This window comes from Pandoraea sp. LA3, from assembly GCF_022696215.1.
Lineage (GTDB): Bacteria > Pseudomonadota > Gammaproteobacteria > Burkholderiales > Burkholderiaceae > Pandoraea > Pandoraea capi.
Window position 1 is genome coordinate 1 of sequence record NZ_PTPY01000026.1, and the last position, 15,418, is coordinate 15,418.

General features: G+C 63.8%; 14 protein-coding genes. 9 read left to right on the top strand and 5 right to left on the bottom strand.

From position 1 onward, the window contains the following. Positions 1 to 338: 338 nt before the first annotated feature. On the bottom strand, positions 339 to 1,145 hold the full coding sequence (locus C5N93_RS07435) for a basic amino acid ABC transporter substrate-binding protein (RefSeq protein WP_069343509.1): 807 nt from the start codon (positions 1,143 to 1,145) through the stop codon (positions 339 to 341). Between the two features lie 84 nt (positions 1,146 to 1,229). Further along, on the bottom strand, positions 1,230 to 2,006 hold the full coding sequence (locus C5N93_RS07440; protein ID WP_069343508.1) for an enoyl-CoA hydratase: 777 nt from the start codon (positions 2,004 to 2,006) through the stop codon (positions 1,230 to 1,232). Positions 2,007 to 2,602: 596 nt separating this feature from the next. Here C5N93_RS07440 and paaN point away from each other — a divergent pair. The 5 genes from paaN (at position 2,603) to paaK (ending at position 8,524) form a co-directional block, all read left to right on the top strand. Next, positions 2,603 to 4,297: a phenylacetic acid degradation protein PaaN gene (paaN, locus tag C5N93_RS07445; RefSeq protein WP_242558799.1), complete on the top strand. Its 1,695-nt coding sequence runs from the start codon at positions 2,603 to 2,605 to the stop codon at positions 4,295 to 4,297. Between the two features lie 192 nt (positions 4,298 to 4,489). Then, positions 4,490 to 5,692 carry a 3-oxoadipyl-CoA thiolase gene (pcaF, locus tag C5N93_RS07450; RefSeq protein WP_242558800.1) on the top strand — a complete coding sequence of 401 codons (1,203 nt, stop codon included), beginning with the start codon at positions 4,490 to 4,492 and terminating at the stop codon, positions 5,690 to 5,692. A 28-nt stretch (positions 5,693 to 5,720) separates the two neighbouring features. Then, positions 5,721 to 6,509 carry a 2-(1,2-epoxy-1,2-dihydrophenyl)acetyl-CoA isomerase PaaG gene (paaG, locus tag C5N93_RS07455; protein WP_242558801.1) on the top strand — a complete coding sequence of 263 codons (789 nt, stop codon included), beginning with the start codon at positions 5,721 to 5,723 and terminating at the stop codon, positions 6,507 to 6,509. A gap of 200 nt (positions 6,510 to 6,709) precedes the next feature. Further along, positions 6,710 to 7,129, top strand: a complete 420-nt coding sequence (gene paaI, locus C5N93_RS07460; protein ID WP_069343520.1) for a hydroxyphenylacetyl-CoA thioesterase PaaI — start codon at positions 6,710 to 6,712, stop codon at positions 7,127 to 7,129. Between the two features lie 99 nt (positions 7,130 to 7,228). After that, a complete protein-coding gene (gene paaK / locus C5N93_RS07465) occupies positions 7,229 to 8,524 on the top strand; it encodes a phenylacetate--CoA ligase PaaK (RefSeq protein WP_069343504.1) in 1,296 nt (431 codons plus the stop codon). A 117-nt stretch (positions 8,525 to 8,641) separates the two neighbouring features. On the opposite strand, the gene C5N93_RS07470 is transcribed toward paaK, so the two are convergent. Further along, complete coding sequence (locus tag C5N93_RS07470; RefSeq protein WP_347403296.1) at positions 8,642 to 9,388, bottom strand: SDR family oxidoreductase; 747 nt, start codon at positions 9,386 to 9,388, stop codon at positions 8,642 to 8,644. A gap of 518 nt (positions 9,389 to 9,906) precedes the next feature. After that, entirely contained in the window at positions 9,907 to 11,136 is a 1,230-nt protein-coding gene (locus C5N93_RS07475; protein ID WP_242558802.1) for an MltA domain-containing protein, read from the bottom strand. Between C5N93_RS07475 and C5N93_RS07480 the strand changes: the two genes are divergently transcribed. Continuing rightward, complete coding sequence (locus C5N93_RS07480; RefSeq protein ID WP_242558853.1) at positions 11,048 to 11,305, top strand: hypothetical protein; 258 nt, start codon at positions 11,048 to 11,050, stop codon at positions 11,303 to 11,305. The two genes, C5N93_RS07475 and C5N93_RS07480, sit on opposite strands and share 89 nt — an antisense overlap. 28 nt (positions 11,306 to 11,333) lie before the next feature. Here C5N93_RS07480 and apaG read toward each other — a convergent pair whose 3' ends face one another. Then, the gene (gene apaG / locus C5N93_RS07485) at positions 11,334 to 11,708 is read right to left on the bottom strand and encodes a Co2+/Mg2+ efflux protein ApaG (protein ID WP_039393382.1); all 375 of its coding nucleotides are present in this window, start codon (positions 11,706 to 11,708) and stop codon (positions 11,334 to 11,336) included. 366 nt (positions 11,709 to 12,074) lie between these two features. Between apaG and rpe the strand changes: the two genes are divergently transcribed. The 3 genes from rpe to trpE all read left to right on the top strand — a co-directional run bounded on the left by rpe (position 12,075) and on the right by trpE (position 15,363). After that, on the top strand, positions 12,075 to 12,755 hold the full coding sequence (gene rpe / locus C5N93_RS07490; protein WP_010808649.1) for a ribulose-phosphate 3-epimerase: 681 nt from the start codon (positions 12,075 to 12,077) through the stop codon (positions 12,753 to 12,755). Continuing rightward, complete coding sequence (locus C5N93_RS07495) at positions 12,752 to 13,468, top strand: phosphoglycolate phosphatase (RefSeq protein ID WP_242558803.1); 717 nt, start codon at positions 12,752 to 12,754, stop codon at positions 13,466 to 13,468. Before rpe ends, C5N93_RS07495 begins: the two co-directional genes overlap by 4 nt. Positions 13,469 to 13,857: 389 nt before the next feature. Then, the gene (trpE, locus tag C5N93_RS07500) at positions 13,858 to 15,363 is read left to right on the top strand and encodes an anthranilate synthase component I (RefSeq protein WP_069343500.1); all 1,506 of its coding nucleotides are present in this window, start codon (positions 13,858 to 13,860) and stop codon (positions 15,361 to 15,363) included. Positions 15,364 to 15,418: the final 55 nt, after the last annotated feature.

Sequence of the window (15,418 nt, forward strand, 5' to 3'; positions counted from 1 at the left end):
CGTCGCTTCGTTTTCTGCGTCGCTGCATCAGCAGCAGAGAAGTGAGATTATGTCGCAGCTTCTCGTCGTCGTCAACAGTTTTTTTCGCTCTTTTCGTTCGTCGCCGCAGCGACTCACAAGCTCCAAAACCACTAACCACCGGGCTTTGCAGCCCGTCGCTTCAACTTCGTCGCTGCTTTCGCTGCGTCGCTGTCGTTGCGAGAGACGAGATATTAGTGAAAACCCCGAACCTTGGCAACCCCTTTGTGAAAATAATTTGAAAACCCATGAAAAAGCCCCGTCGCGACGGGGCTTTTTCATTTCACACGGCACCTTCCGGTGCCGTGTCGCGCCTGAAATCAGGACTTCTTCTTACCGAAGTAACGCTCGTAGATCGCATCGTAGGTGCCGTCGGTCTTGACCGCCTCGATGCCCTTGTTGATCTTGGCAAGCAGTTCCGCATCACCCTTGCGAACGGCGATGCCGTAATACTCCTTCGGGAAGTTGCTGTCCGCGACCGTGCGCAGCTTGGCATTCGGATTATTCGCAATGAAGTTCACCACGACACCGTTATCTGCGACCACCGCATCCACGCCACCAGCTTCCAGCTCCTTCATGGCCAGCGGCGTGCCTTCGAAGCGCTTCACCGACGGATTATTCTTGCCCATCAGCTTCTGAACCACTTCGTCGCCCGTCGTCGCCGTTTGCACGCCGACCTTCAGCGACTTCAGATCGTCGAATTTCTGCACCGTCGAGTTCGACGGCACGGCGATCAGCTGCGACGCCTCGAAGTAAGGCGTCGAGAAGTCCATCTGCTTGCTGCGCTCATCCGTAATCGTGATCGCCGAAATGAGGATGTCGCGATCGCCCTGCACGAGCGAATTGAAGATGCCCTCGAACGGCGTATTGATGAATCGAATGGAGATGCCCGCCTTGTCGGCGACAGCCTTCATCACATCGATATCGAAGCCGGCGATCTGGCGATTATCGGTTTCATATTCGAACGGCGCATAAGCGGCGTCCGAGCCGACGACGTACACAGGTTGCGAGCCATCCGGCCCGACAGAACGGCCCGCAGCCGTTTCTTCCTTCTTCCCGCAGGCACTCAACAGCAGCCCCGAGGCCACCACCAGGGCCAGCGCAAATGCACGTCGTTTCATCGACATCGTTTCGTCCCTTGCTGAAAAAACCGGCAGACTATCATAGGACGACCGCCTCTCAGCAGGCCGTCCCGGCTTTTCACAACAGTTTCAACGATGCTTGAAAACCGGCTTGCGCTTCTCCACGAACGCTGCCATGCCTTCCTTCTGATCTTCCAGCGCAAACAGCGAATGGAACATCCGGCGCTCGAATTGCACGCCCTCGTCGAGCGTCGATTCGAACGCGCGGTTGACGGATTCCTTGGCCGCCATGACGACCGGCAGCGAGAATTCGCAGATGGTGTTGGCCGCACCGATCGCCTCGTCGAGCAGCTTCTCGAACGGCACGATGCGCGACACAAGGCCCGCACGCTCGGCTTCGGCGGCATCCATGAAGCGCGCCGTCAGGCACATGTCCATCGCCTTGGCCTTCGACACCGCGCGCGTCAGACGCTGTGTGCCGCCCGCGCCCGGAATCACACCGAGCTTGATTTCCGGCTGGCCGAATTTCGCGTTGTCGGCCGCGATGATGAAGTCGCACATCATCGCCAGCTCGCACCCGCCGCCGAGCGCAAAACCCGACACGGCAGCAATCACCGGCTTACGGATGCGGCGCACCGTCTCCCAGTTACGCGTGATGTAGTCGCCCTTGAAAACGTCGGCGAAGGTGTACTTCGACATCATGCCGATGTCCGCCCCTGCGGCGAACGCCTTCTCGCTCCCGGTGATCACCATGCAACCGATGGCCTCGTCCGCATCGAATGCGGTGAGCGCGGCGCCCAGTTCATCCATCAGCGCATCGTTCAGCGCATTGAGCGCTTTCGGACGATTCAGCGTGATCAGACCGACGCGGCCGCGCGTCTCCACCAGAATGTTCTCGTACGTCATCCTCTTACTCCTCCAGTCAAAGTCTCGTCTTGTGGTTCGGGGGGCAGGCGCTTGTCCGGGCACGAAGACATCGCACGCGGACAACCGCCGAAAACGGTTAAGGCGATGGACACGCCATTGGTTCGCAACGGCGCTGCGCCGCACACGGCGGGCCAGGGTTGGCAGCCTGCCGGGCGTCGACTGCAGTGGTTAGGCATGATGCCATCGATCCCCAGGCCACGCATCAGTCATTCCGCCACGCAGATCGGCCACCGCAGCGCACGTCAAGACATCATCCCGGCAGGGATATAGCGCGCAAGGGCTCGGAACATTCCTATATATAGAAGGCCGCCGACCGACTCGTCGCCCTCCCTTTCCTGTTGCCGTTCTCCCGCGCGCCCAGCCGTCGGGGAAAACCCGGCGTCATCGTGCGCCACGCCCGGAAGATTTGGTGCTATATTAACAAACCAACCGGTCGGTCAATTAATGTTGACGAGAAACATGATTGAGACGAACCGGTGCCGTCCCCTGCGTCTTGCCGCGCGAGCCACAAACTTGCCCGCAGGCACAGACAGCGAATCCGCCAGCCGCATCCCGACACGGACAGATCCACGACCATGACTCATCCCCTCTTCGCCAAACACCAAGAGACTCTCGAGCGCGCCCTTCAGGCCATCGCCACGCGTGGTTACTGGAGCCCGTTCACGGAAATGCCGAGCCCGCGTGCTTATGGCGAGACGGCCCCAGCCGACGGCGAAGCCGCCTTCAAACAATATCTGAACGCTGCTTTCCCGCTGGAACAGCGCGGCAGCACGGGCAGCGCAGGCCAGGAAGTCTCGCCGTTCGGCTTCGCGCTCGGCACCACCTATCCCGGTTTCGAGATCGACACCCTGCTCGCCCGCGTGAGCGACGCCCACAAGTCGTGGCGCGCTGCCACCCCGGACGCCTGGGTCGGCGTCTCGCTCGAAATCCTCAAGCGCCTGAACGCCCGCAGCTTCGAGATGGCCAACGCCGTGATGCACACGACCGGTCAGGCGTTCATGATGGCCTTCCAGGCCGGCGGCCCGCACGCACAGGATCGCGGCCTCGAAGCCGTGGCCTACGCCTGGGACGAACTGCGCCGCATCCCGGCGAACGCCTACTGGGAAAAGCCGCAGGGCAAGAATCCGGCACTGGCGATGGAAAAGCGTTACACCGTCGTGCCGCGCGGCGTGGCGCTGGTGCTCGGCTGCTGCACGTTCCCGACGTGGAACGGCTACCCCGGCCTGTTCGCCAGCCTCGCGACCGGCAATGCCGTAATCGTCAAGCCGCACCCGGGCGCCATCCTGCCGCTCGCCATCACCGTGAAGATCGCGCGTGACGTTTTGAAGGACGCCGGTTTCGATCCTGACGTCGTCACGCTCGCCGCTACCAATCCGAACGACGGCGAGATCGTCCAGCAACTGGCCAAGCGCGGCGAAGTGCGCGTGATCGACTTCACCGGCAGCACCGCCAACGGCGACTGGCTCGAAACCAACGCCCGTCAGGCGCAGGTCTACACCGAGAAGGCCGGCGTGAACCAGATCGTGATCGATTCGACGGACGATCTGAAGGGCATGGCCCGCAACATCGGCTTCTCGCTCGCGCTGTATTCGGGCCAGATGTGCACCGCACCCCAGAACATCTACATTCCGCGTGACGGCATTCAGACGCCGGACGGCAACGTGTCGTTCGACGAAGTCGTCGCCGCCATTGCCGGCAGCGTGCAAAAGACGTGCAGCGACCCGGCCAAGGCCGTCGAGCTGCTCGGCGCGATCCAGAACGAAGGCGTGCTCGCCCGTATCGACGAAGCCCGCAAGGTCGGCCGCGTGGTGCTCGACAGCCAGACGCTCCAACACCCGGCCTTCGCCGACGCCCGCGTGCGCACCCCGCTGATCGTGGCGCTCGATGTCGCCGACGAAGCCACCTACACCCGCGAATGGTTCGGCCCGGTCACGTTCGTGATCGCCGTCGACAACAGCGCGCAAGCCTTTGCTCTGGCCGGACGCACCGCCGCCGAGCACGGCGCCCTCACGCTGTCGGCTTACACCACGACCGCAGAAGGCGAAGCCCAGGCGCTCGACGCCGCCATCGAAGGCCGTGTCGCGCTGTCGCTCAACCTGACCGGCGGCGTGTTCGTCAACCAGTCGGCGGCCTACTCCGACTACCACGGCACGGGCGGCAACCCGGCTGCGAACGCCAGTCTGGCGGACGCCGCTTTCGTTGCGAACCGTTTCCGCGTCGTGCAAAGCCGTCACCACGTGCCGGCCAGGTCCGAAGCCAGCGCCGCTTGAGTCTGATCAAGTCTTAAGTCACATCTATATATAGAGAGAGGACGGGAATCTCCTCACGCCAGCGCGACGGTAAGTCACTACCATAGTCACTCACCGTCGCCCGTCGTCCCCATCGTCGCAATGCGGCCTGCGCGCCGCCCGACGACGGCAGCGACCTTCCCGCCCAAAAAGCCAAGACAGGAAAGAGACACCATGACAGAAGCCTTCATCTGCGACGCGATCCGCACCCCCATCGGCCGTTACGGCGGTGCACTGAAAGACGTGCGCGCCGACAACCTCGGGGCGATTCCCCTCAAGGCGCTGATGGCGCGCAACCCGAACGTGGACTGGACGCTGATCGACGACGTCATCTACGGCTGCGCGAATCAGGCAGGTGAAGACAACCGCAACGTCGCCCGCATGGCCTCGCTGCTCGCCGAGCTGCCGATCGACGTGCCGGGCGCCACGCTCAACCGCCTGTGCGGCTCGGGCATGGACGCCATCGGCACCGCCGCGCGTGCCATCAAGGCAGGCGAAGCCGGTCTGATGATCGCCGGCGGCGTAGAGTCGATGACGCGCGCGCCGTTCGTGATGGGCAAGGCCGACAGCGCGTTCTCGCGTCAGGCCGCGATCTTCGACACGACCATCGGCTGGCGTTTCATCAACCCGCTGATGAAGGCGCAGTACGGCGTGGACTCGATGCCGGAGACGGCCGAGAACGTGGCGGACGACTTCAAGATCAACCGCGAAGATCAGGATCGTTTCGCGCTGCGCAGTCAGGAAAAGGCTGCCCGCGCGCAGGCCGACGGCACGCTCGCTCAGGAAATCACGCCGGTGTCCATCGCCCAGAAGAAGGGCGATGCGATCGTGGTCGAGCATGACGAGCACCCGCGTGCCACGAGCATGGAAGCGCTAGGCAAGCTCAAGGGCGTGGTCCGCCCGGATGGCACGGTCACCGCAGGCAACGCTTCGGGCGTGAACGACGGCTCGTGCGCGCTGCTGCTCGCGAGCGAAAGCGCCGCCAAGCTGCACGGTCTTACCCCGCGTGCCCGCGTGCTCGGCATGGCCACGGCCGGCGTCGCCCCGCGCATCATGGGCATCGGCCCGGCCCCGGCCACGCTCAAGCTGCTCAAGCAACTGAACATGACGCTTGACCAGTTCGACGTCATCGAACTGAACGAAGCCTTCGCCAGCCAGGGGTTGGCCGTGCTGCGTCAACTCGGCATTGCCGACGACGATGCGCGCGTGAACCCGAACGGCGGCGCGATCGCGCTGGGCCACCCGCTGGGCGCGTCGGGCGCTCGTCTGGTGACCACGGCGATGTATCAGTTGCACCGCACCGGCGGACGCTTCGCGCTGTGCACGATGTGCATCGGCGTGGGGCAAGGTATCGCCATCGCCATCGAACGCGTCTGATCCCATATCCCCGGAGGAAGCCCCCGCCATGACGACCACCGCCACGGTTCAACTGACGCTCAAAGACAACGTCGCGACGATCACGCTCAACCGTCCCGAGAAGCTCAACAGCTTCACGCGGCAAATGCATGCGGAACTGCGCGACGCCCTCGACGCCGCGCAATCCCAAGGCGCCCGCGCCATCGTGCTCACGGGTGCCGGACGCGGCTTCTGCGCCGGTCAGGACCTGGCGGATCTGGACTTCACGCCGGGCGCCTCGACGGATCTCGGCGCGCTGATCGACGAGAACTTCAACCCGCTCGTGCGCAAGCTGCGCGCCCTGCCGATGCCGGTGATCGCGGCCGTGAACGGTATCGCCGCCGGCGCGGGCGCGAATCTGGCGCTCGCGTGCGACATCGTGCTCGCCGGGGCCTCCGTCAACTTCATTCAGGCATTCGTGAAGATCGGCCTCGTGCCCGACACCGGCGGCACGTGGTTCCTGCCGCAACGCATCGGCATGGCCCGCGCGATGGGGCTGGCCATGCTCGGCGACAAGCTCTCGGCCGAGCAAGCCGAGCAGTGGGGTCTGATCTGGCGCTGCGTCGACGACGACGCCCTGCTGCCCGAAGCCCAGAAGCTCGCCACGCAACTGGCCACGCAACCCACGAAGGCGCTCGCGACCATCAAGCACGCGCTCTACGCGTCGACGACCAACACGCTCGACCAGCAACTCGACCTCGAACGTGATGGGCAGCGCTCGCTGGGGGCGTCCTACGACTACGCGGAAGGCGTGAACGCATTTCTGGAAAAGCGTGCACCGAAGTTCGAAGGGCGCTGATCGCAGCACCTGACAGGCAACGCCCGGCACGCAACACGCCCCGAAAGCAGGACCAAGGAAAAAGCAGAACAACGCAGCGACGACGCACATCAGATGCCAAAACCACGCGCTGCGCGAGAGACCGACGACATAACAAGACAAGAGACAACGAGGAGCCCCCGATGAGCCAGACCTCCACTGCCGCCAAGGCCGTCAGCGAGATGACCCCGGAAGAACTTGCCCACGCCACGGGCGTGGCCATGTACAGCACCGACCGCGCAAGCCAGTGGCTGGGCATGGAGTTGCAGGAAGTGCGTCCGGGCTATGCCCGCATGACGATGCGCATTCGCGACGAATTCCTCAACGGCCATGCCATTTGCCACGGCGGTCTGATGTTCACGCTGGCGGATTCGACCTTCGCGTTCGCGTGTAACAGCTACAACGTCGTTACCGTCGCTGCCGGTTGCAGCATCGAGTTCCTCAAACCGGTGTCGGGCGGCGACACGCTCACCGCCGAAGCGCAGGAGCAGGTGCTCTCGGGGCGCCACGGCATTTACGACATCCGTTTGACGAACAATGCCGGCGAAGTGGTGGCGATGTTCCGCGGCAAGTCCGCACAGATCAAGGGCAGCGTTGTCTGATATGCCCGGCAACACGCGCGTCCGGGCACGGACATGCGGGAAACAACCGTAACAAGCCAAACGTAACAAGCGTAAGAAGCAAGACCCAAGGAGACAGTCATGACCACCGCCCTGCCGCTCGAGCCGATCGAGAAAGCGAGCCTCGACGAACTGCGCGCCCTTCAGCTCGACCGTCTGAAGACGACGTTGCGGCATGCCTATGAGAACTCGCCGGTGTACCGCCGGAAGTTCGAAGAAGCCGGCGTCCATCCGGACGATCTGACTTCGCTGGCCGACCTGGCCAAGTTCCCGTTCACGACGAAGAAGGATCTGCGCGACAGCTATCCCTTCGGCATGTTCGCGGTGCCGATGGAGCAGGTCTCGCGTGTGCATGCGTCCTCGGGTACGACGGGCAAGCCGACGGTCGTGGGCTACACCGCCAACGACATCAGCACATGGGCCGACCTGGTCGCCCGCTCGATCCGCGCTTCGGGCGCGCGTCGCGGCGACAAGGTGCACATCAGCTACGGTTACGGACTGTTCACGGGCGGTCTCGGGGCGCATTACGGCGCCGAGCGCGCGGGCCTGACGGTCATTCCGTTCGGTGGCGGTCAGACCGAGAAGCAGGTCCAGCTGATTCAGGACTTCAAGCCGGACATCATCATGGTCACGCCGAGCTACATGCTCGCGATTGCGGACGAGCTTGAGCGTCAGGGCATCGTGGCGGCCGAGTCGTCGCTGCGCATCGGCATCTTCGGCGCGGAGCCGTGGACGAACGACATGCGCACGGCCATCGAGAAGCGCATGGGCATCGACGCCGTCGACATCTACGGTCTGTCCGAAGTGATGGGCCCGGGCGTGGCGTGCGAATGCGCCGAGACGAAAGACGGCCCGACCATCTGGGAAGATCATTTCTATCCCGAAATCATCGATCCGGAGACCGGCGAAGTGCTGCCCGACGGCGAATTCGGCGAACTGGTGTTCACCTCGCTCACGAAGGAAGCGCTGCCGATCATCCGCTACCGCACGCGCGATCTCACGCGTCTGCTGCCGGGTACGGCGCGCACGATGCGTCGCATGGAGAAGATCACCGGCCGCTCGGACGACATGATGATCATTCGCGGCGTGAACGTCTTCCCCTCGCAAATCGAAGAGCTGCTGCTGCGTCAGCCGGTGCTCTCCCCGCACTACCAGATCATTCTGGACAAGGAAGGCCCGATGGATACGATGGCCGTGGATGTCGAAGCCGCCGTCGGCTGCGACGACGCCGCAGCGTTGCAATCGGCCGGCAGCGAACTTAAGCGCGACATCAAGACGCTCATCGGCGTGTCGTGCGCCGTGCGCGTGAAGCCCGTCGGTGGCATCGAGCGTTCGGTGGGCAAGGCGCGTCGGGTGGTGGACAAGCGTCCGCGCTGAGCCACAGCCACACGCTGAGCCGCTGCATGAAAAAGCCCGCGAATTCGCGGGCTTTTTCTTTCGTATCCGGCCCGTTCGCGACGTCAACGCTCACCCGACGCCGCAACATCGTCGACGTCAGAGGCTCGTGCCGCCATCGACCTTCATGTTCGCGCCGGTAATGAACTTGGCCTCGGGCCCGGCGAGAAACGCGGCCAGCGACGCCACGTCCTCCACTTCGCCATAGTGTCCCAACGCGATGGACGCGCTGAGGCGTCCGGCCATCGGACCATCGGCGGGATTCATGTCGGTGTCGATTCGACCGGGCTGAATGTTGTTGACGGTGATGCCTCGCGTGCCGAGGTCTCGTGCCAACGCGCGCGTCATGCTCGCCAGGGCGCCTTTGGTCGTGGCGTACACGCTCGCACCGGCGATCGGCACGTAGTCGCTGGTAATGCTGCCGATATTGATCACACGCCCGCCGTCGGGCATGAAGCGCACCGACTCCTGAATCGCGACGAATACGCCCGCGACATTCACGGCCAGCATGCGCTGCATCGTTTCGACAGGGAATTTGTCGATGGTATCGACGTGCAACATGCCAGCATTGTTCACCAGAACGTCGATCTTGCCGAAGTGCTCCGCTGCGGTGCGAATCGCGGTCTGGATCGCCAGCATGTCGGCGCCTTCCGCCTGCAACGCCATCGCCCGACCGCCCTCGCGCTCGATGTCGGCGACCAGCGCTGCCGCCTCCTGGGCCGACGTCACATAAGTAATACAAACCGCAGCACCCTCGCGCGCGAAGCGACGGGCGATGGCCGCCCCGATACCTCGGCCGCCTCCGGTGATGAACGCCACTTTCCCCGACAGCGAGGGCAGCGACACGGCATGGGCGTCAACATTGTGACGGGGAGTTTCGGGGGGATTTTGCGCAGACATTTCGGGGAGCGGGAGAACGGATGACGGATTCAATACGAGCAAGGGGGATCGGTCATGCGGACCGGGCCTGCCGGGACTCACTCCGGTAACTCCGGTAACGCCGGGCTCACCGCAGCCGACGTCGAATTGTTGACGCTTTCTCCATGACTCGAAAGCCTCGATGCGAGCCTGTGTTGCCTGAAAAGAACAGCGGTCGGACGGGAAACATCGCGCATTACCGGCGTTCGATGCCACACCTCATTCGGGCGCACCTTCGCTGCGGCGCATGAACGCGTAACGAAACCTCAACTGATCGGCGGCGGCCCGGTCGCCAGCGTCACCAGACAAAACCGAAAATCTCGTGTGCAGTCGCGCGCAATACGACGTTGAGGCAATTCGCGGCGCGCGACACGAACAAAAAAGCGCGACCGCAGGAAGACACTGCGATCGCGCTTTTCACCGGATGCCGACGTTTCGCCGAGGTGTTACTGGTTCGGCAAGAACACCCACATCTTGCCGCTCTGACGCATGCGTCCGGCCAGATCGCCGGCGTCGTCGCCCAGCCCCCAGAAGAAGTCGGCGCGCACGCCGCCTTTGATCGCGCTACCCGTGTCCTGCGCGAACATCAGACGGTTGATCGGTGAATTGGCTTGCGGCCCGAACGGCGGGCGGGTCGTCGACAGAAACACCGGGCTGCCCAGCGGAATCGACGCCGGATCGACGGCAATCGAGCGTTCCGCCGTGAGCGGCACGCCCAACGCGCCGATCGGCCCCTCGATACCGCCGACACCGTGGTTCGGCATCTCGCGGAAGAAGACGAAGCGCGGATTTACGTCGAGCAGCGCATCGACGCGCGACGGATTGGCACGCGCCCATGCGCGAATGCCCTGCATCGTCGCTTGCGCAGCCGTGATCTCGCCACGATCGATCAGCCAGCGGCCAATCGACTTGTACGGCTGATCGTTGTTGCCGGCGTAGCCCACGCGCATGACGGTGCCATCGTCGAGCAACACCTGCCCCGAGCCCTGCACTTGCAGGAAGAACGCCTCGATGGGGTCGTCCACATAAACCAGCTCGTATCCGCGCAACATGCCGCTGCGCATCAACTCCGAACGCGCGGGCAACGATCCGGCCTTGCGCCCGGCGGGCCATTTGTAGAGCGGTGTCTGGTAAATGCCGCTACGCACGCGCGAGCCATGCAGCAGCGGCTCGTAGTAACCGGTGATCAGGCCTGTCTGCGTGCCGTCGGAGTTCGCGATACGGAACGGCGTAAAGTACTGTTCGAAGAACTGACGCACCGACGCGGCATCGAGGTCGTCAAGCTGTTCCGACGCGCGACAGGCCGGTTGCCACTTGGTCTGGCGGCCGAGTTTCACGCAGGTTTGCGCAAGCGCCAGACGAGCGCCGATCAGGGAGTCATCCTGCCAGCCGTCGACGTCGCCCCAAGCGACGGCCTGCATGCGTCCCGCCCCCGACGGCGGCGTTGCCACATTCGACGGCGGAACCCCTGGACGCGACGGGGTCGACGGAGGCACACTCGAACAACCATAGAGCAATGCGGCAAACGCGGCGAGCGCCAGGCCCCGGCCGGCGCGCCACCGCCCGAACACATTCAGGAAGAGCGTCATGAGTAATCTGTTCGATGAATATCCGGCGTTGCTGGTCTTGCCGGAGGTGTTGCTGGCGATCGTGATCGTCGCCGCTATCGTCATCATGCGACGCAAGCCGTCGCCCACGCGCCGTGTCCGCCATATGCGCGCGATCCGCCCGATGCCGAGCGACACCGTCGATCCGACCCCTCCGGTCGACGGTTCCGATGCGCGGCAGCCGGAGGCCGCCGACGATCCGCTCAAACGGGAAGACTGGTCGGACGACCGGCGCTGACCTTCCGGCGTTACGCGCATGCCCGGGCTCAATGCAGCGTGCGCGGCATGGTGAGCGCAAATTCGGCGATCGGCGCTTCGAAGCGCGTGCCGTCTTCGGCCACACAGAAGTATTCGCCACGCATGGTGCCCACCGGGGTGGCAACCATCGCCCAGCTCGTGTACTCGAACTGCTCGCCGGGCTGAAGGAACGGTTGATGACCGACGACACCCAGCCCGTTCACTTCCTGCACCTTGTTGTCGCCGTCGGTAATCACCCAATGGCGCGAAATCAACTGCGCCGGCACCTCGCCGCTGTTGCGGATCGTGATCGTGTAGGCGAACGCAAACTGCCGCCGGTCCGGTTCCGATTGTTCCGGGAGGTATTGCGGGCGCACGGTCACGGTAAATTCGTACTGGCTCATCGGATGTTCCTGTAGCGCATGCTGGCTCTCTGATGTCTTTCTGGTCTGTTAATGGTCGGCGCCCGGCCCGAGACTGGCGGGATCACGGCGCGCTCCGGCATGGTGACAGGCGTAAAACACAAACGTTGTCCCGTTTTGCAAGGCATTCTGCGGCAAGTCGCCCCAGGTCGCAACCGGCAAACGGCCCCGGAATCGCTGGCGGCATGCGGTATTCCGACGCCCGGACGACATCAGCGACACAGCGCCGTCAGGTGCGCGCGCGGGAAGACGGAAAGGCTTGCCACCGGGTCAATCCGACAGACTGCGGGCAGGCGTCATGTGAAAGCTTTAAAATAACGCTTTTGACGCTTTCCCCTTGCCCCTGCCATGACGCAATTCTGTATCGCCCCCAGCATCCTGTCCGCCGACTTTGCCCGGCTGGGCGAAGAAGTCCGTAACGTCGTGGCGGCAGGCGCCGACTGGATTCACTTCGACGTGATGGACAACCATTACGTTCCCAACCTGACGATCGGCCCGATGGTCTGCGAGGCGATCCGCCCGCACGTGGACGTGCCCATCGACGTGCACCTGATGGTGCGCCCGGTCGACCGCATCGTGCCCGACTTCGCCAAGGCCGGCGCAAACCTCATTACGTTCCACCCGGAAGCCTCGGAACACGTGGACCGCACGCTCAGCCTGATTCGCGACAACGGCTGCAAGGCCGGTCTCGTCTTCAACCCGGGCACCCCGCTGCACTACCTGGATCACGTGATGGACCGTCTCGACATGGTGCTGATCATGTCCGTCAACCCGGGTTTCGGCGGCCAGTCATTCATTCCGGAAGCGCTCAATAAGCTGCGCGCCGTGCGTGCCCGTATCGACGCTTATACCGCCGAGACCGGCCGCGAGATCCGTCTGGAAATCGACGGCGGCGTGAAGGTCGACAACATCGCGGAAATCGCTGCCGCCGGTGCCGACACGTTCGTGGCCGGTTCTGCCATCTTCGGCAAACCCGACTACAAGGCGGTCATCGACCAGATGCGCGCCCAACTCGCGAGCGTCGCATGATCCAGAACCCGCATCTTCAACTGGACGGCATCCGCGCGGTGCTGATCGACCTCGACGGCACGCTCGTCGATACGGCAGGCGACTTCGGTGTGGCGTTGAACGCCATGCTGGCCGACCTCGGCGCCGAACCGGTGCCGGTCGAGCGCCTGATGACGTTCGTGGGCAAGGGCACCGCCAATCTGGTGCGCAAGACGCTGGCCGAGCGCTTCCCCGAAAGCGAGATCGACGCGCTGTTCGATCGCGCGCAGGACAAGTACGAAGCTGTCTATACGTCGGTCAACGGCGAGAACACGGTGCTCTACCCGGAAGTGCGCGAAGGCCTCGCCGCCTTGCGTGAAGCGGGCTTGCCGGTCGCGTGCATCACCAACAAGCAGCATCGCTTCGCCGTGGCATTGCTCGAACACTACGGTCTCACCGATCAGTTCGATCTGGTGTACGGCGGCGACTCGTGGCCCAAGCGCAAGCCTGACCCGATGCCGCTCGTCAAAGCCTGCGAAGCGTTCGGCGTGACGCCGGCGCAAACGGTGCTCGTCGGCGACTCGGGCAACGACGCCCAGGCCGCCCGCGCCGCGGGCTGCCGCTCGCTCACCGTGCCCTACGGCTACAACCATGGCGAATCTATACAAACGATCGACACGGATGGTATAGTCGCCTCAATTCTGGGCGCTGCCCGGGCGATCCTGCCCAAGGCGACGTCCACACTGGCGAACTGAATTCGCCGTCATCCACACTGCATTCAAACGCAATGTTCCTGAACAAGAAACGGAGTCTTAGCGTGATCGACCGGGGGGCCTGGCCCTGGCGACGCTGGTCCTGCTGAACCCTTCCCAAAGGGGTGGCCGGGACCGCTGGAGTTCGTCTTCAGCAACCCGTTTCTTGCATCGTTGTTGTTCCCAAGAAGTCATATATCGGCGCGCCGTCTCGGATGGCGTGCGGATTCGTCGAGACGCAGGGTCGCCGTCGCCTCCGGGTGCGCGCGCTTGCTGCGGCCCGACGTGGGTCAGCACATCCACCCCCGACATGACTCAGGTATTCTCAACGCCAATCCACGCCGATTCTGCGGGACCGCCCGCCGGCAACCAACTTGCAGGCAGAGTGCAACATGACCGAACTCGAATTCAAATCGCTGGCCAACCAAGGCTTTAACCGCATTCCGCTGATCGCAGAAGCCTTTGCCGATCTCGACACGCCGCTCTCGCTCTATCTGAAGCTCGCGCTGGGCGATCGCCGCGGGGCCAACACCTTCCTGCTCGAATCCGTCGTCGGCGGTGAACGCTTCGGCCGCTACTCGTTCATCGGCCTGTCGGCCCACACGTTGCTGCGCAGCTTCGGCCCGAAGACCGAAGTCGTGCGCGACGGCACCGTCGTCGAGACACACGAAGGCGACCCGCTCGAATTCATCACCGCGTTCCAGGCGCGTTTCAAGGTCGCGCTGCGCCCGGGCATGCCGCGTTTCTGCGGTGGCCTCGCCGGCTACTTCGGCTACGACGCCGTGCGCTACATTGAGAAGAAGCTCGCGCACACCACGCCGCGCGACGATCTGAACCTGCCGGACATCCAGTTGCTGCTCACGGAAGAACTCGCCGTGATCGACAACCTCACCGGCAAGCTCTACCTCATCATCTACGCCGACCCCACGCAGCCGGAAGCCTATTCGAAGGCGCGTCTGCGTCTGCGCGAACTGCGCGCCCGCCTGAAAGCACCGGTCGACGCCCCGGTCACCTCGGGCAGCGTGCGCACCGAAACCTTCCGCGAATTCGCGAAGCCGGACTATCTGGCTGCCGTCGCCAAGGCCAAGGAAGCCATCGAGGCCGGCGAACTGATGCAGGTGCAGGTCGGCCAGCGTCTCATCAAGCCGTATCGCGACGCCCCGCTCTCGCTCTACCGCGCGCTGCGCTCGCTCAATCCGTCGCCGTACATGTACTTCTACAACTTCGGCGATTTCCAGGTCGTGGGCGCGTCGCCGGAGATCCTCGTGCGTCAGGAGCGTCGTCAGACGCCGGACGGCGAGCATGAAATCGTGACGATTCGTCCGCTGGCCGGTACGCGTCCGCGCGGCGCCACGCCGGAGCGCGACGCAGAGCTGGCGAAGGAATTGCTTGGCGATCCGAAGGAAATTGCCGAGCACGTGATGCTGATCGATCTGGCGCGCAACGACGTGGGCCGCATCGCACAGACCGGCACCGTCGAAGTCACCGACAAGATGATCATCGAGAAGTACTCGCACGTGCAGCACATCGTCAGCTCGGTCGAAGGTCGCCTGCAACCCGGCCTGTCGAACATCGACGTGCTGCGTGCCACCTTCCCGGCCGGCACGCTCACCGGCGCACCGAAGGTTCGCGCCATGGAGCTGATCGACGAACTCGAACCGGTCAAGCGCGGCCTGTACGGCGGTGCCGTCGGTTATCTGTCGTTCGGTGGGGAAATGGACGTGGCGATCGCGATTCGCACCGGCGTCGTCAAGGACGGCAACCTCTATGTGCAAGCCGCTGCCGGTATCGTTGCCGACTCGGTGCCCGAATCCGAATGGCAAGAGACGGAAAACAAGGCCCGCGCCGTGCTGCGCGCCGCCGAACAGGTGCAGGACGGACTCGACGCCGAGTACTGATCCACACGGTGCGTCGTTGTCCTTTGACGACAGACGCACCATTGCACCAATGTGA